Raw genomic sequence first — 14,833 nt, forward strand, 5'->3', positions numbered from 1 at the left:
CCGGTGTGGCCTTTGTCGCCTGCCACCTTGATCCGCATGAAAACCTCCGACATCCGTTCCGCCTTCCTCGACTACTTCCGCTCCAAGGGTCACACCATCGTGCCGTCCAGCTCGCTGGTGCCGGCCAGCGACCCGACGTTGCTGTTCACCAACTCGGGCATGGTGCCGTTCAAGAACGTGTTCCTCGGCAGCGAGAAGCTGCCTTATGTGCGCGCGGCCGACGTGCAGCGCTGCCTGCGCGCCGGCGGCAAGCACAATGACCTGGATGCCGTGGGCTACACCGCGCGCCACCACACCTTCTTCGAGATGCTGGGCAACTGGTCGTTCGGCGACTACTTCAAGCGCGAGGCGATCGTCTGGGCGTGGGAGCTGCTGACGGAAGTCTTCAGGCTGCCGGCAGACAAACTGTGGGTCACCGTCTACCACACCGACGACGAAGCCTTCGACATCTGGAACAGGCAGGTCGGCGTGCCGGCCGAGCGCATCGTGCGCATCGGCGACAACAAGGGCGCGCCCTATGCGTCCGACAATTTCTGGCAGATGGCCGACACCGGCCCCTGCGGTCCATGTACCGAGATCTTCTACGACCACGGCCCCGGCGTGGCCGGCGGGCCACCCGGCTCGCCTGACGAGGACGGCGACCGCTACATCGAGATCTGGAACCTGGTGTTCATGCAGTTCGATCGCGCGCCGGACGGGACGCTCTCGCCGCTGCCAGCGCCATGCGTGGATACCGGCATGGGCCTGGAGCGACTGGCCGCCGTGCTGCAGCACGTGCATTCCAACTACGAGATCGACCTGTTCGCGCACCTGATCCGCGTGGCCGGCGAGCTCACCGGCACGAAGGATCTCGCCAACAAGTCGCTGCGGGTGATCGCCGACCACATCCGCGCCTGCGCATTCCTGATCGTCGACGGCGTGCTGCCGTCGAACGAGGGCCGCGGCTACGTGCTGCGCCGGATCATCCGCCGCGCGCTGCGGCACGGCTGGATGCTCGGCGTGCGCGGCGACTTCTTCTGGAAGATGGTGCCGCCGCTGGTCGAGGAAATGGGCCAGGCCTATCCCGAGCTGCCGGCGAAGCAGGCCTTCGTCGAGGACGCGTTGCGCACCGAGGAGCAGCGTTTCGGCGAGACGCTGGAGCACGGCATGCGCCTGTTCGACGAGGTCGCGGCGAAGTCGGGCAGGATCATCCCCGGCGCCGACGCGTTCCGTCTCTACGACACCTACGGCTTCCCGGTCGACCTCACCGCCGACATCGCCCGCGAGCGCGGGCTGGAAGTGGACATGGCCGGCTTCGAGCAGGCCATGAACGAACAGCGCGAGCGAGCCCGCGCCGCGGGCAAGTTCGAAGCCAAGGGCCAGATGCCGGCTGAGCTGGCCAGCCAGCTCAAGCCCACGGTGTTCCTCGGTTACGAGGCGTTGCAGGCGCAGGGCAGCAAGGTGCTTGGCATCGTGCGCGGCGGCCGGCAGGTCGAGCAACTGGCTGAAGGCGAGGATGGCCTCGTGATCCTCGACCGCACGCCGTTCTACGCCGAGTCGGGCGGCCAGGTCGGCGATGCCGGTACGCTGTCCAGTCCGGCTGGCCGCTTCGAGGTCGGCGATACGCTGAAGATGGGTGGCGTGTTCTTCGGCCACGCCGGTCGCTGGCATGGCGCGCAGCCGTTGCGCAGCGGCGACCTGGTCGAGGCCGCCGTGGACGCGTCGCGGCGCCAGGCGATCGTACTCAACCATTCGGCCACCCATCTGCTGCACGCTGCGTTGCGTCAGGTGCTTGGCACTCACGTCACGCAGAAGGGCTCGCTGGTGGCGCCGGAGCGGTTGCGCTTCGATTTCTCGCACCACAAACCGATGAGCCACGACGAGCTGGCCCGGGTCGAGGCGCTGGTGAACGCCGAGGTGCGTCGCAATGCGGCGGCCGAAGTGCACAACATGGGCTACGACGATGCGATCGAGTTCGGCGCGATGGCGTTGTTCGGCGAAAAATACGGCGACGAAGTGCGCGTGCTGAAGATGGGCGATTTCTCCACCGAACTGTGCGGTGGCACCCATGTCGGCCGCACCGGCGATATCGGCCTGTTCAAGATCGTCGGCGAAGCCGGTGTGGCCTCGGGCGTGCGCCGCATAGAGGCGGTGACTGGCGCCGGCGCGCTGGCCTGGGTTGCTGATGAGGAACGCCGCCTGGCCGAGTTCTCGCAGCTGCTCTCCAGCAGCGGCGACGACGCGGTGGACAAGCTGCGCCAGCTGTTCGACCGCCAGAAGAGGCTGGAGCGCGAGCTCGAATCGCTGCGCAGCAAGGCTGCCGGTTCGGCTACCGCCGACCTGGCCGGGGCGGCGAAGGATGTCGACGGCATCAAGGTGGTGGCGGCACGCCTGGAGGGGCTGGATGCGAAGTCGCTGCGCGACAGCGTGGACCAGCTCAAGCAGCAACTGGGCGACTGCGTGATCCTGCTTGCGGGCGCGGCCGATGGCCGGGTTTCCCTGATTGCCGGAGTACATGGCAAGGCGCTGGGCCGGATCAAGGCCGGTGGCGTGGTGGCGCACGTCGCCGCGCAGATCGACGGCAAGGGCGGCGGACGTCCGGACATGGCCCAGGGCGGCGGGGCCGACACGCCGAACCTGCCGGCGATCCTGGCGGCGCTGCCCGAGTGGATCGCCACCCAGTAGCCCGTTCGGAGCATGAACGGCAGGCGGTTTGGCCTGATCCAGACGCGTTGCGCATACGAATAAGGCTCAAGTACTATCGGCCTGTGTCGATGCTGCCGGGAACGGCTGTATCGCCAGTCAGGACGCTCAGGAGTGTTTTGGCTGTGAGCCGGGAAGGCGGTAGGGCCTTCGGCGGATCAATCGTCGAACTGCGGGATGGCGGACGCTCAGGGGTGAGGCACCGCCAGGCCGTGAGCCTGTGACCAACAGCTTTATGGAGTAGCAACCATGTTGATTCTGACCCGCAGGGTCGGTGAAACCCTGATGATCGGCGACGAGGTGACCGTTACCGTTCTTGGCGTGAAAGGCAATCAGGTACGCATCGGCATCAACGCGCCGAAGACGGTAGCCGTCCACCGCGAGGAAATTTACCAGCGGATCAAGGGCGAGAACGAAACCGGCGGGCCCTCGGACGAGTCCGCCGGGCATTGACCGCGCGGACCGCGCGAATTTAAGTCTTTACCTCGACCACGCCGGTCGGTATCCTTGCCGGCTCCGCACCGATGCGAAGAAAACCCCGGAGAGATGCCCGAGTGGCCGAAGGGGCTCCCCTGCTAAGGGAGTATAGGGTCAAAAGCCTTATCGAGGGTTCGAATCCCTCTCTCTCCGCCAGATACGCAAAGAGCCCTGATTTTTCAGGGCTTTTTTGTGCCCAGAGAAAACGGCGCGTGGACACCGGCGTGGACACTTCGCCATGCGTCTGCCGCATCACCTGGTTCGGTCTTCGACGGGTGTTTTTCACTTCCGTCAGAAGGTGCCGCTCGCACTGCAACCCCTCTTGGGCCTACGCGTCATCAAGCGCAGTTTGGGCACGCGCGATGCGCGTGCGGCGCAGGTGCGTGCGTACCTACTATCGGCTCGCTATGCTCAAGCCTTCGAGCAGGCAGGGAGGCGGGCGCGTATGGCAGGGAACCCGGCAGTCGGGCAAATCACGTACGGGACGCGCGAAAAGCGCTTGCGGCGGAAACTCGGATTCCAAGCCTTCACCGTGGAGCAGTTGGACGCGCTCTATGACCCCGAGCATTTGGCGACGCTAAGCGAGTCCGTACGCTGGGGTGCACTCATCGGCCTGTATACCGGCGCGCGGGTGTCTGAGGTGGGGCAACTGGCCCTGGCGGATTTTGTCGAGGTCGATGGGGTGTCATGCTTCCGCATCACTGCCCAGGGAGTAGGGCAAAGCCTCAAGACGGACGCCAGCGAGCGGACCATCCCCATCCATGCCGATCTCATCATGCTGGGCATTCTTGAGCGGGTGAAGGCGTTGAAGGCAGCAGGGGAATCCCGGTTTTTCCCGCGTGCGAAGGTGGGCTCCGTGAACGGCGCAGGCAACTTTCTATCGGCGGCGTTTGGGCGCTACATCGATACGCTGCGCATCAAAGCAGAAGTGGGGAAGGTCGGGTTTCATTCACTCCGCAAGACCGTTGTCCAGGTGATGCAGGGCGATGATGTGCCTGCGGAGTATCGGGCTCAGTACGTGGGGCATGAACTCGATGACGAGCATCACGCCGCCTACTCGCGCGAGTACACGCCCAGGGAGTTGGCGAAAGCGATTCATCCAGCGCTGACCTATGGGTTGGACTTGACGGCCATCAGTAGATTGCTCGAGTAGCCAAAAATTGACCAGGAGTGGAAATGTTTGAATCAGAACGAGTTTGGGCCGTCAGTCCTCGCAGCGGAACCGCGGTCGTTGAGTTCATTTTTGTGAGGAAGTACGAAGCTGATGGTTATACATGCTATGAGCGGAGGAGCGTTTTTACGCTACGCCTAACATCTGGTGATGTTCTCGATGTGGCGCGCAATCAATTTGAATTTGCCTTAGGCGACCTTCGTTCCTTCGACGATGCGTTGAGAACGAATGCTCAGTCGGCCGCTGCTCAGTTTGTTGCTGAAGCAAAGTTTCTCGAACTTCACGACAGGAAGTACGAAGGCGAAGAAGTGGCTCCGCCATTCGGGCCATAACTGTAGGCTCCACCTTTCGAATTACAGATTCTTGTCGCTGTTCGCGTCGAAGGTTGTGCCAACAGGAAACTGATGAGCAAAACGCCAAGAGGCGACTGTGGGTGCGGTTGCCCATCGTTCATTGCAAACGACGAGAGACTCATCCGCTTCTTTTGCAGCCTCTTTCGGATTGAGGCGTGTCAAAGCGGAAACATAGCATTGCAACCAAAACTGCTTTTGGTTTGTGGTTTCGCCTTCGCTTTTGATGTGGTCTGCAGTGGACATGACGGCCTCCCATTTTTTCCAAACCTAGCGAACATCCAAGACCTGTCAAGCTGACGGCAAAGAGCGCGTCTTAGCGTTCCTGTGGAACGCGACGCTCAGAGCCACCCCGCGTAGAGCCCCAACGCTAAGCGTCCAAGCCCGAGCCAGGGCCACCCCGAAGGCCAGCCCCTCCAGGTTGGCCTTTTTCATGTCAAGGATGCTTGACATGTTCCGGCTTTCTGCTTTCCTGGATGAGGGGCGAGCGGACTAGGGTCGGCGGCCACCGGTTTGGGTCATGGATGACCGTCGTCGCCCGATAGCCGGATAGGTAGGGCCGATGAAGGGCCCAATTCACGGCAATGAACACGGCGATGGCCACAAGCAGAAGCAATGCTTCCTGTGCATCCGATGCGTTGTAGGGAAAGTGCTGGCCGACCAACCACACGGCGCCAACGCTGGCACCAGCCGCGCCAATGAAGCCCGGCAGCGTCGTCAGCGGTCCTTTGCCTCGCGCCGGGTAGACGGTGAAGCGCGTCCATCCCGTGTCCGGCGATGGGGTCGTGTCGAACGACGACGCCAGGGGCGAGGCGTTGGGGTTATGTGGCGCGGGGGTGCTGCCCGATGCCATGGTTTTGCGGAGCAGGGGCCACAGCCAGACGGTGATCGCCGCGAGCAGTAGTGCGGTCGTGATGGGGCCACGGATGCCCGCCAGATAGGCGAGCAGCCAAAGCAGGGGCAAGCCGAATCGCAGGAGTCGATTCATAGGGATGGCTCCGGACGTTACCGTCAGAAGTTCTGCTCGCGCTCGTCGATGTGTTGAAGCACACCGCGGGCGTCAAAGCTCAACGCGACGGACTGTTCTTTGGTCTTGGGATGGGCGAAGGGCACGGCGACGAGGGGCGTGGTGCCGCTTGCATAGGTCCAGGTGGAGGTGCCCGGTCCATCTTCGCCAGCCGTCTTGATTTGGGGCTCGCCCAATTTGGCCCGCACGTCGGCCTGGGTTGTCTGGCCGGCTTTGAAGCCCTGGATGGCGGAAGAATCGAACGGCTGGCCCGTGGTGGCGCAGGCTGCGAGCAACACGGTCAGGGCAAGCAAGGCAGCGCGAAGTGCGGTTTTCATTAGATACCCCTGTTCCTTGAGCGGCACTGACTTCAGTGGAAGGGGGCGGGCAGTGCCGAATCGCCCCGGGCCGAACCGTAGCTTAGTTGAAGTGGCTATATCCTAACTAGAGATAAACGATGTAGGTGTATCGTTAGTAGGTGTATAGCTTTCTGACCCGCCAGCCAGCGGGTGGAAAGCGATGCAACGTCTTAAGCCAAAGCCGCCACAAAAGACGGCGAAAAAGTCTCAGTACCGGCCGGATTACAGGGCGGTGGGCTGGGCCTTGCGCACGTTTCGCCTGGATGCCGAGTTGACCCAGACGGACCTAGCGCAGCGGCTAGGTCGCTCTCAGAACTATGTGAGCCAGGCGGAGACCGGGCTAAAGCGGCTGGATGGCTTGCAGCTTTTGGACTGGGCTCACGCTTGTGGGCATACCCTGAAGGATTTCGGTGGGGCAGTCGAAGATCGACTGCGCTCACCAGGCCACGCCGAGGATGTGGCGGGGGCGGCCAAGGGTGCTGCAAAGAAGGCCAGTGAAAAGCGAGTTAGTCAGCGCACGCCTTCGTAGCCACTGATGTCCATTGAAGACCACCGATGGACCAATAACTACCTGACCATCACGGGCGGCGTCATTCATGCGCTGCGTGTGCGTGCGTACTACAAGGAAGTCATCCAGCCAGCACTGACTACCCTGGATGCCCAGATTGGCACCTGGGAAAGCAGTAATGAAGACGGGGCGCTCTTTGCCGCTGACGACGCGCGGCAACTCAAGCGAGCCACGATTGAGGCATTTTGCTTAGCACTTCAGTCGATTTGGGAGCGGCAACTTCGGGGGTATCTGCAAACATGCGATCCCTTTGGACAAAGCGATGTGGATTTGCAGCGTGCAACTTGGGATGTCCTCCAAGATGCATTTTTCCGGCTACGTGTCATCCGGATGGATGCCTTTGACAGTTTCCCGGTGCTTGACCTCCTGCAACTGGTCGGAAATGCCTGCCGGCACGGCGATGGACCTGCGGCGCGAACCTTGTTTGAGCGGTCTCCTGAGTTCTGGCCCATATGGGAAAAACTGGTTGAAGCGAGTTGGGCGATGCCCGATGGGCGGGAACCGCTGGTGGGGCCAGCCCCATTCGGCATGGTCGAGTTCCCCGCGGTGTTTCTTCAGCAGGCAACCGAAGCGATCGCTTGGTTCTGGGAGGATGTCGAATACATCTATCTAGCGAGCATTGCGCGGCCGACCCCTGAGGTGCCTCGGCTCATGGAGGAGATGCAAGCGGAGCGCAGAAAGCGGAAGCAGATATAGGCCAATATCGAACGCTGGACGTGGCCAGCGCTCGATGTTGGCTAGGATTTTCCAAACACAAGGAGAAACGCATGAAAGGCAAGGAAGGAAGTGGAGCAGCCAGCAGTTTCCGACAGACTTTAGAGAACCCGGAGGCCACGAGCGCGTTAATTGAGGCCGGTGATAAGGCTGTTGAGCATTTCACTGACTTGGCTGGCGAGGTTCCCATCCTTAAGTGGATTGTTGCAGCAGGAAAGACAGTTTCTAGCGTACGCGACTATTTTTTGGTCAAACGTATCGCAGCATTCTTGGCGGACTTCCAGGCAATCTCTCCCGAGAAGCGGAGGGTGGTCATCGACCGGTTGGACCGTGAACCGGAGTTTGCCAAACGTGCTGCGGAGGCTGTGCTCACGTTGCTGGACCGGGTGGATAGCGAGGTTAAGGCTGTTTGGGTGTCGCGTGGGCTTCGGGCCTATGCTGCCGGCTTGGTTACATCAGCGCAGCTGATGCGTCTGAATTGGGCCATCGAGCGCCTTCTGATTTGCGATGCAAGGGAGATCGTGAGCGCGTTTGAGTGGGTGCGGGCAGAGCCTCGCCGGATATGGGGCCAAAGCCCGTATGCGCTGGCTGCGCTCAGTGTTGGGCTGGCCAGCTTCGACGCGAAATGGGAGGAGGGGGCAACTCGTCCCACGGAACTCTGCGAACTTTTTGTCCGGCATATTTGGAAGCCGAACGACTGACGGGTCAAAGTATTCAGGAGGCGCAAGTCGAGTGGCCGGAAAAAATGCATCAACCCGAGTTAAACGGGGATAGTTTGAGCTTGACACTCAAAAAGTTTCAGTACGCTGGAGTTCCCATCCAGCCAACGAGACACCGATGTCCACACTGAAACTTGTTTTGCTTTCCGTCGAGGCGCTCTGTCATGAGGTCCTCTCCCGAGTGTTCAGGCGTGCAGCCAACCTCTTTTGGGTGCCGCTCCTGCTCCACCCGTTTGAACCCCTTTGGTGGCGGGCGCTCGTGCTGGCCCTGGTGCTCCAGAGCGTTGTTTTCTTCTGCCGCAAGATGAAGCGGGACCGCCTGAATGAGATTCTGAACGTTGAGGGCCGCATCTAGGGGTAGCTGAGGCCCTAGCCCGTGGGTTAGCTTGCGCGCTTGGACACTCCCTTGGACACTTTTGGCCGAGGTCCATGCGCTGTCGGGCTAGGTCTGGTGCGGGTTTGGGGATTTGGTAACGGTCTCCCTCTCTCTCCGCCAGATACGCAACTTAGCCCCTGAAGTGGGGCTTTTTTGTGCGCGCACGTCGATGGGTGGCGCGGGGTGGAAAATGAGCAAGGTGCGCATGATGGGACCGTCCCCCGCCTCTCGGCTACACGCGGTAGTACTCGCGGTACCAGCTGACGAAATTGGCAACGCCCGTATCGACTGAAACCCTCGGCGCATACCCGACCGCCTGGATCAGTTCCGATACGTCCGCCTCGGTATCGGGTACGTCGCCCGCCTGCAAAGGCAGCATTTCCATTTGCGCCTTGCGCCCGAGGCACTGCTCCAGCACCGTGATGTAGCGCAACAGTTCCACCGTTTCCGCATTGCCGATGTTGTACAGCCGGTAGGGTGCGACGCCGCTGCTGGCCGGGTCGGGATGATCCCCGTTCCAGCCGCTGTCCCTGCCCGGCAGCTTGTCCAGCGTGCGGATCACGCCTTCCACGATGTCGTCCACGTAGGTGAAGCTGCGTTTGTGCAAGCCGTGGTTGAACACCTTGATCGGTTCGCCGGCCAGTATGGCCTTGGTGAACAGGAACAGCGCCATGTCCGGGCGTCCCCATGGGCCATAGACCGTGAAGAAACGCAGCCCCGTGCATGGGATGCCGTACAGATGCGCATAACTGTGCGCCATCTGCTCGTTGGCTTTCTTGGAGGCGGCGTAGAGGGTAAGCGGGTGCTCGGTGGGCTGATGCTCGGAAAACGGCATGGCAGTGTCGGCTCCGTACACGGAGCTGGTGGAGGCGAACACCAGGTGCTCCACGCCATGCTGGCGACAGCCTTCCAGTAGGTGCAGAAAACCGGTGATGTTGCTGGCCACGTACACGTGCGGGTTTTCGGCCGCATAGCGCACGCCTGCCTGCGCCGCCAGGTTGATCACGCGCTGCGGCTTGTGCCTGGCGAAGGCGCTTTCCACCGCCGCGCGGTCGGCCAGGTCGGCATGGATATGCGTATAGCCCGGGTGCGCGATGAAACGCGCCAGCCGCGCTTTCTTCAGATTGACGTCGTAGTAGTCGTTGAGGTTGTCGAAACCGACGACCTCATCGCCGCGTTCGAGCAGTTGCAGCGCGACGTGTGAGCCGATGAAGCCGGCGGTGCCGGTGACCAGTACTTTCATGGCATGAAGTCCCGTTCAGAGGCGGCCATCGACCGTCTCGCGCGGCAGCAGGCATTTCACGTCGTAGATCACCGAGGCGGCCTTGCCGAACGCGCGGATGCCAGCGGGCCCCATGCCGACGAATTGCTGATGGCCCACGGCGACGATCACCGCGTCGTAGCTGCCGGGCTGCGGCTGGGCGACAGGCGTGATGGCATATTCGTGCTCGGCTTCGGCGGCGTTGATCCACGGATCGTGGACATCGACATGGGCATTGTAGCCGCGCAGAGCCAGCACGATATCGACCACGCGGGTGTTGCGCAGATCCGGGCAATTCTCCTTGAATGCCAGGCCCAGGATCAGCACGCGCGCCTGCACCGGGTTGATGCCTTTGCGCACCATCAGGCGGATCACTTCGCCGGCGATGTACGGCCCCATGCCGTCGTTGGTGCGGCGGCCGGCCAGGATCACGTCCGAATGATGGCCCACCTCCTGCGCTTTGTGCGTGAGGTAATACGGATCCACGCTGATGCAGTGACCGCCCACCAGGCCCGGGCGGAACGGCAGGAAGTTCCACTTGGTGCCGGCGGCCTGCAGCACTTCCAGCGTGTCGATGCCCAGCTTGTTGAACAGGATGGCCAGGTCGTTGACCAGCGCGATGTTCAGATCGCGCTGGGTGTTCTCGATGACCTTCGCCGCCTCGGCCACCTTCAGCGAGCTGGCCCGGTACGTGCCGGCGGTGATCACCGAGCCGTACAGGCGGTCGACGAAATCGGCCGTCTCCGGCGTGGAGCCCGAAGTGACCTTCAGAATGCCGGTGACGCGATGCTCCTTGTCGCCCGGATTGATGCGCTCGGGACTGTAGCCGGCGAAGAAGTCGCGGTTGTAGACCAGGCCGGAGCCTTTTTCGAGGATCGGGATGCACACTTCCTCGGTGCAGCCGGGATACACGGTGGATTCGTACACCACCACATCGCCGGGCTTGAGCACCTTGGCCAGTGTTTCGCTGGCCTTGATCAGCGGTGTCAGATCAGGGCGCTTGGCGAGATCGATCGGAGTGGGTACGGTGACGATGTAGGTATTGCGATCCCGCAGATCGCCCAGGTCGGCGCTGAAACGCAGGCGGGTGGCCGCGGCAAGCTCCGCGGTGTCGACTTCCAACGTGCTGTCGCGACCGGCAACCAGCTCGTCGATCCGGGCCTTGTTGATGTCGAAGCCGACGGTGTCATAGTGCTTGCCAAACTCCACGGCGAGCGGCAGGCCGACATAGCCGAGGCCCACAATGGCGAGCTTGGTGTTCTCCATGTTCCGCATACGGTCACCTCGAGATGCTTTGGGATGCTGTGATCTATTGAGAATGAAGCGGGCGTCCATCCGTCCGCAATGTATATCGCGACATCAAGGACAGAAAAGGGGCAAGTCACCGAGCATGGGGCGAGGGCGTCGCCTGGATGATCGTATCGTCCACGATCGTTCCCTGGCGCAGCAACAGGACCTTGCCGCTCAGGTGCGCGTTGACCGCTTCAATGACCTCCGCCGCCAGGTTGTGCTGCTCCAGGAAGCGACGGAACTCCAGCATCGTCGACTCGTCTGGAATCGCATCCTCGTTCAACTCCAGTCCTGCGAATCCGCGCATCGACTCGATCTCGTGCAACGCATCTTCCATCGCCGGATCGCTCAGCGCGTATGGCTGCTGCATGAAGTGGACCCGCAACGCCGACGATGGCGCCATCGTCGGCTGACCGCGACGCCCGGAGGCTGGATAGCTCGGCTCGAACAGCGGCAGCAGGGCGGCCCAGGACACGACTTTGTCGATCTCGCCAGGAAATCGTTCACGGCGCGCCGGCTTCTTCCTGGCCTCCAAACTCCACGAGGCGAACGAACGCTGCTTCATCGCAGATGCACTTCCTGGGGACGGGTCGACATGGTGCCTCACGGGGAATAGATCAGAGTGTCCTTGGCTGTGGACAGCCAGATGCGCATGTCGTTCCGACAGCCGCAGACTTCGGCCCGGTCGCATCTGCGCGTCAGTGTTCGGGCGAGGCGTCAATTGTCTTGGAAGCAATGGACAGGTGCGCTGTGCGCCGATGATCAGCGGTTGAGGAATCACGGCGAAGTTCTGTCGGGCGACGGATATCCCGAAGCTTTTGTCCAAAGGCGACTGTTGATTTGCGCATTGTAATGGCCACTCGCGGGGAAGGCATTTTGCGCATATGCCGCACTTCGGCATTTCGACGGGGATTCACGTTGCGCTTGCACTGGCACGGTGCCGACTATGCCAAGGTAGTCCGTGCATGAATCGTGCACGTCCACGCGCTGCCCATGCGCAGTTGCCCAGGATGGAAGTGAGGGCGGCCATCAACGGATGTCCGCGACGCGTCATGACCGCCTGTGGGTACGGCCTTGCGTGCGGCAGCTATTCAAAACGTGAAGACCGTGTGCCGGCTGCAGCCGTCGAGGCGCGACAAGTCCCTTGAGCCTCAGGGCGACGCCTTCAAATTGGGTGATTTGAAAGTCTGGCTGGGCGCCAGGCAGCGGGGGGCAGCATCCGGTCGGCGAGGATGCTGCAGCCTTGGCACTCAGGGTATCAATGCAGAATGTCCAGCTGGAACATCATCCAGCCGGCGACCGCACTGAGCATCAGACAAACAGCGAGCCAGAACCCTCGGGAATTCTTTCCCCAGAACGGCTTGTTCTTGTCGTTTTCCATGATTTTGTGCATTCGTGGCAGGGTGGCAGCTGAACAGCTCAGGGTATCGGCCATGTAGAAAGCCAGTATCGTGCCAAGCGAAGGTGAGTGCGAATTGGCCGTTAAGCTATCGCGATACACAGGCGCTGTTTGGGATAGGTATCGCAGTTTGACCCGGTTGACTGCCGCGGCGGTGCGCAGGGGAACACCTGATCCCGCATGCCGGGCCTGTTGACGCGACGACAGGCATCGTGCGCAGGCTGCGGGCACCCGTCCCTTGGTGTCGCTGCGGGTCAAAACCGGTCAAAAATTTGCCGGGGAGCCGGCAACTTCCGGACGCGGCAGATTCAGCCGCAGAGCGCGGCGATGGATGGAAGCAGCCAGGATTTCATATCGATCAATCTGCGCCGACGCATTCGCGGCCACGGTCACCGACCAGCGTTCGCGCGAGGGGACGCAACAGACATCGGGAGGCAACGCCAACGATGCCGGTCGTTCGGGCATTGCTGCGGGAAATGCAATCTACCTTGGTATGACGCGACCCGCGTCGACAGTGCGATGTGGCACGCGATCGCCATGCATTCGATCGTTCGTGATGTTTTATTCACGCGGCATATGGCATCACAGAAACCCCCTTTGGTGGCTGATTTCTACCTCGGGTATTAACGCTCAGGTTCAGGGCACTCTGGAAGAGTGGATTTACGCTTTCCGAACCACTTGTTTGTGCAGTCGAGAAAAATCCGACTTCACGGAGTGGATGTGTGCTGCTTAATGGCGATTTGCCGGAATCGTTTGGTGGATCGTCTCTGCGAGGACCTGTTGACCATGAGAAAGATTCCCGCCTTTATCATCCTGAGTTTCGTGCTGCTCGGTAACGGTTGCGTGTTGGCTCCAGGGCAACGCATGTCTGGTGAGGGGCTGGTTCGCGGCACGCCCACCGACAGCAGCCAGGTCCAACTGGTGACGATCACTCCGCAACTGTTGACGGAGGACCATGCGGCGATGTTGAACGCCGCAGTACCACAAGCGTTGTTGTCGTATCAGCCGGAGCCTTACCGCGTCGGCCCCGGCGATACGCTCTACATTACGGTCTGGGATCATCCGGAACTGACGTCGCCTGCCGGTTCGCAGCAGCAAACGGCGGCCAATGGCCGGTTGGTTCGTTCGGATGGCACACTGTTTTATCCCTATGTGGGCTCCGTGAAAGTCGGGGGAATGACGATCGAGGAGGTGCGGCAAACCATCGCCTCGAAGATCGCGAAATACGTGGAGAGGCCCCAGGTGGACGTCAGCGTCGTCGGCTACAACAGCCAGCACGTGCTGCTCCAGGGCGCTTTCATGAAGACGGATCCACAGTCGATCTCGACGGTTCCGCTGACCCTGGGGCAGGCGCTGGGCACGGCAACGATCAATCCCGATCAGGCCAACATGTCCGATCTGATATTGAGCCGCGACGGGCATGATTACCATCTGGATCTGACCGCCCCGGGCAATGGCCAGGGCGCAGCGCAGAACATTTACCTGAAGGCGGGAGATCGCCTGTTGTTGCCCTACAACGATTCCCAGGAGGTGTACGTGATGGGGGAGGTGCTGCGCCCCGCGGCGGTCACCTTCAGGAACGCAGGGGACATCACGCTGACGCAGGCGTTGGGTCGTGCGGGCGGCCTCAATCCCGTCACCGCCGATGGCAAGGAGGTTTACGTCATTCGTGGCGCGAAGAATCTGGAGAACGCCCCGGCCAAGGTCTTTCAGCTTGATGCCCGCTCACCCGCGGCATTCGCGCTCGGAGACCAGTTCAGGGTAAGGCCCGGCGACGTGGTGTTTGTCGGCGCAGCCGGTGTGACCCGCTGGAACCGCGTGTTGAGCCAGTTGTTGCCGTCGGCTACCCTGCTCAGCAGTGCAGCCGCTGCAAACTACAGCGCGACCCACTGAGGCGACTCGACTCATTCCACGGTGAAGCGAACTGATCGGCCGGCAGCGTTGCGCTGTCGGCCGATTCTATATGGACGGGCGCCCAGGCATTCGCACTGCGAAAGGACTTCACCACGGCCAGCAGAGAATGGCAGGCAGCTGCCGGAATCACGACGACGGCCGCACAGCTGCATGGACTAACGTTTTACGGCCCGCATGGCTGTTTAGCGCACGGACAGACTTTGTTCAGTCTTTCCAAGTCGACGGACATGTCATGAAAACATGATTTGAACATGTGATTGACAAAGCCGTTATCTAAGGCGCCTGGGGCTGAATATGCAGCCTGCTCTTCGGAAGTGTCGGCACTCAAAGGTGGTAGCTTCGCAAGTCTGACATCAGAGTGAAGCTTCTTTTCCATACCATTGTGATTATCGGGTTGTTCGTTGGCTTGAGATTGTTCCTGTCAAGTAAGGCAGCGATTTGTCCGATCATCGGTTCGAGGAGGTAGGCCATCGGGGTTTTTCACGGCTCGATGCCTGCACCACTCATAACTCGAGCTCGACTGGGCGAGGAATGTCCGTTCGAGACT

At 61.4% G+C, this 14,833-nt stretch carries 15 protein-coding genes, 1 tRNA gene and 1 pseudogene; 10 read left to right on the forward strand and 7 right to left on the reverse strand.

The window, feature by feature from the left end:
* Window positions 1-36: 36 nt before the first annotated feature.
* The 5 genes from alaS (at window position 37) to DEO45_RS16485 (ending at window position 4,662) form a co-directional block, all read left to right on the forward strand.
* Entirely contained in the window at window positions 37-2,664 is a 2,628-nt protein-coding gene (gene alaS / locus DEO45_RS07080) for an alanine--tRNA ligase (RefSeq protein WP_114341769.1), read from the forward strand.
* 267 nt (window positions 2,665-2,931) lie between these two features.
* Window positions 2,932-3,135 (forward strand): carbon storage regulator CsrA, encoded by a 204-nt coding sequence (gene csrA, locus DEO45_RS07085; protein WP_114341772.1) that lies wholly within the window; start codon window positions 2,932-2,934, stop codon window positions 3,133-3,135.
* An 87-nt stretch (window positions 3,136-3,222) separates the two neighbouring features.
* Window positions 3,223-3,315: transfer RNA gene (locus tag DEO45_RS07090), tRNA-Ser, on the forward strand.
* 82 nt (window positions 3,316-3,397) lie between these two features.
* Window positions 3,398-4,312, forward strand: coding sequence for a site-specific integrase (locus tag DEO45_RS07095; RefSeq protein WP_114341776.1), 915 nt, complete (start codon window positions 3,398-3,400; stop codon window positions 4,310-4,312).
* Window positions 4,313-4,335: 23 nt separating this feature from the next.
* Entirely contained in the window at window positions 4,336-4,662 is a 327-nt protein-coding gene (locus tag DEO45_RS16485) for a hypothetical protein (RefSeq protein ID WP_147269685.1), read from the forward strand.
* A 21-nt stretch (window positions 4,663-4,683) separates the two neighbouring features.
* On the opposite strand, the gene DEO45_RS16490 is transcribed toward DEO45_RS16485, so the two are convergent.
* The 3 genes from DEO45_RS16490 to DEO45_RS07105 all read right to left on the reverse strand — a co-directional run bounded on the left by DEO45_RS16490 (window position 4,684) and on the right by DEO45_RS07105 (window position 6,024).
* Window positions 4,684-4,926, reverse strand: coding sequence for a hypothetical protein (locus DEO45_RS16490; protein WP_147269686.1), 243 nt, complete (start codon window positions 4,924-4,926; stop codon window positions 4,684-4,686).
* 190 nt (window positions 4,927-5,116) lie between these two features.
* Window positions 5,117-5,668: a hypothetical protein gene (locus tag DEO45_RS07100; protein WP_114341779.1), complete on the reverse strand. Its 552-nt coding sequence runs from the start codon at window positions 5,666-5,668 to the stop codon at window positions 5,117-5,119.
* 23 nt (window positions 5,669-5,691) lie between these two features.
* Window positions 5,692-6,024, reverse strand: a complete 333-nt coding sequence (locus DEO45_RS07105; protein ID WP_147269687.1) for an outer membrane protein assembly factor BamE — start codon at window positions 6,022-6,024, stop codon at window positions 5,692-5,694.
* Between the two features lie 181 nt (window positions 6,025-6,205).
* Between DEO45_RS07105 and DEO45_RS07110 the strand changes: the two genes are divergently transcribed.
* The 4 genes from DEO45_RS07110 to DEO45_RS07125 all read left to right on the forward strand — a co-directional run bounded on the left by DEO45_RS07110 (window position 6,206) and on the right by DEO45_RS07125 (window position 8,401).
* Entirely contained in the window at window positions 6,206-6,574 is a 369-nt protein-coding gene (locus tag DEO45_RS07110; protein WP_114341786.1) for a helix-turn-helix domain-containing protein, read from the forward strand.
* 6 nt (window positions 6,575-6,580) lie between these two features.
* On the forward strand, window positions 6,581-7,309 hold the full coding sequence (locus tag DEO45_RS07115; RefSeq protein ID WP_114341790.1) for a hypothetical protein: 729 nt from the start codon (window positions 6,581-6,583) through the stop codon (window positions 7,307-7,309).
* Between the two features lie 71 nt (window positions 7,310-7,380).
* Window positions 7,381-8,028, forward strand: a complete 648-nt coding sequence (locus tag DEO45_RS07120) for a hypothetical protein (RefSeq protein ID WP_114341793.1) — start codon at window positions 7,381-7,383, stop codon at window positions 8,026-8,028.
* A gap of 136 nt (window positions 8,029-8,164) precedes the next feature.
* A complete protein-coding gene (locus tag DEO45_RS07125) occupies window positions 8,165-8,401 on the forward strand; it encodes a hypothetical protein (protein WP_114341796.1) in 237 nt (78 codons plus the stop codon).
* Window positions 8,402-8,654: 253 nt separating this feature from the next.
* Here DEO45_RS07125 and DEO45_RS07130 read toward each other — a convergent pair whose 3' ends face one another.
* The 4 genes and pseudogenes from DEO45_RS07130 to DEO45_RS16580 form a co-directional block, all read right to left on the reverse strand.
* Window positions 8,655-9,665, reverse strand: coding sequence for an NAD-dependent epimerase (locus tag DEO45_RS07130; RefSeq protein WP_114341799.1), 1,011 nt, complete (start codon window positions 9,663-9,665; stop codon window positions 8,655-8,657).
* Window positions 9,666-9,680: 15 nt separating this feature from the next.
* Window positions 9,681-10,958, reverse strand: coding sequence for a Vi polysaccharide biosynthesis UDP-N-acetylglucosamine C-6 dehydrogenase TviB (tviB, locus tag DEO45_RS07135; RefSeq protein ID WP_114341803.1), 1,278 nt, complete (start codon window positions 10,956-10,958; stop codon window positions 9,681-9,683).
* Window positions 10,959-11,067: 109 nt separating this feature from the next.
* Window positions 11,068-11,538, reverse strand: a pseudogene (locus DEO45_RS07140) (transposase); the annotation flags it as partial.
* Window positions 11,539-12,231: 693 nt separating this feature from the next.
* The gene (locus DEO45_RS16580; RefSeq protein ID WP_189339692.1) at window positions 12,232-12,408 is read right to left on the reverse strand and encodes a hypothetical protein; all 177 of its coding nucleotides are present in this window, start codon (window positions 12,406-12,408) and stop codon (window positions 12,232-12,234) included.
* Between the two features lie 828 nt (window positions 12,409-13,236).
* Here DEO45_RS16580 and DEO45_RS07145 point away from each other — a divergent pair.
* Entirely contained in the window at window positions 13,237-14,265 is a 1,029-nt protein-coding gene (locus DEO45_RS07145) for a polysaccharide biosynthesis/export family protein (RefSeq protein WP_114341910.1), read from the forward strand.
* Window positions 14,266-14,833 lie beyond the last annotated feature (568 nt).

This window comes from Rhodanobacter denitrificans (assembly GCF_003335105.1).
Lineage (GTDB): Bacteria > Pseudomonadota > Gammaproteobacteria > Xanthomonadales > Rhodanobacteraceae > Rhodanobacter > Rhodanobacter denitrificans_A.

What these genes read in the sequence shown, in the direction of transcription:
- alaS (WP_114341769.1), top strand. Translation starts at nt 37, where the DNA reads ATGAAAACCTCCGACATCCGTTCCGCCTTCCTCGACTACTTCCGCTCC.
- DEO45_RS07105 (WP_147269687.1), bottom strand. Translation starts at nt 6,024, where the DNA reads ATGAAAACCGCACTTCGCGCTGCCTTGCTTGCCCTGACCGTGTTGCTC.
- DEO45_RS07095 (WP_114341776.1), top strand. Translation starts at nt 3,398, where the DNA reads ATGCGTCTGCCGCATCACCTGGTTCGGTCTTCGACGGGTGTTTTTCAC.
- DEO45_RS07110 (WP_114341786.1), top strand. Translation starts at nt 6,206, where the DNA reads ATGCAACGTCTTAAGCCAAAGCCGCCACAAAAGACGGCGAAAAAGTCT.
- DEO45_RS07120 (WP_114341793.1), top strand. Translation starts at nt 7,381, where the DNA reads ATGAAAGGCAAGGAAGGAAGTGGAGCAGCCAGCAGTTTCCGACAGACT.
- DEO45_RS07100 (WP_114341779.1), bottom strand. Translation starts at nt 5,668, where the DNA reads ATGAATCGACTCCTGCGATTCGGCTTGCCCCTGCTTTGGCTGCTCGCC.
- tviB (WP_114341803.1), bottom strand. Translation starts at nt 10,958, where the DNA reads ATGCGGAACATGGAGAACACCAAGCTCGCCATTGTGGGCCTCGGCTAT.
- DEO45_RS07125 (WP_114341796.1), top strand. Translation starts at nt 8,165, where the DNA reads ATGTCCACACTGAAACTTGTTTTGCTTTCCGTCGAGGCGCTCTGTCAT.
- DEO45_RS16580 (WP_189339692.1), bottom strand. Translation starts at nt 12,408, where the DNA reads ATGGCCGATACCCTGAGCTGTTCAGCTGCCACCCTGCCACGAATGCAC.
- DEO45_RS16485 (WP_147269685.1), top strand. Translation starts at nt 4,336, where the DNA reads ATGTTTGAATCAGAACGAGTTTGGGCCGTCAGTCCTCGCAGCGGAACC.
- DEO45_RS07115 (WP_114341790.1), top strand. Translation starts at nt 6,581, where the DNA reads ATGTCCATTGAAGACCACCGATGGACCAATAACTACCTGACCATCACG.
- DEO45_RS07145 (WP_114341910.1), top strand. Translation starts at nt 13,237, where the DNA reads ATGTCTGGTGAGGGGCTGGTTCGCGGCACGCCCACCGACAGCAGCCAG.
- DEO45_RS07130 (WP_114341799.1), bottom strand. Translation starts at nt 9,665, where the DNA reads ATGAAAGTACTGGTCACCGGCACCGCCGGCTTCATCGGCTCACACGTC.
- csrA (WP_114341772.1), top strand. Translation starts at nt 2,932, where the DNA reads ATGTTGATTCTGACCCGCAGGGTCGGTGAAACCCTGATGATCGGCGAC.
- DEO45_RS16490 (WP_147269686.1), bottom strand. Translation starts at nt 4,926, where the DNA reads ATGTCCACTGCAGACCACATCAAAAGCGAAGGCGAAACCACAAACCAA.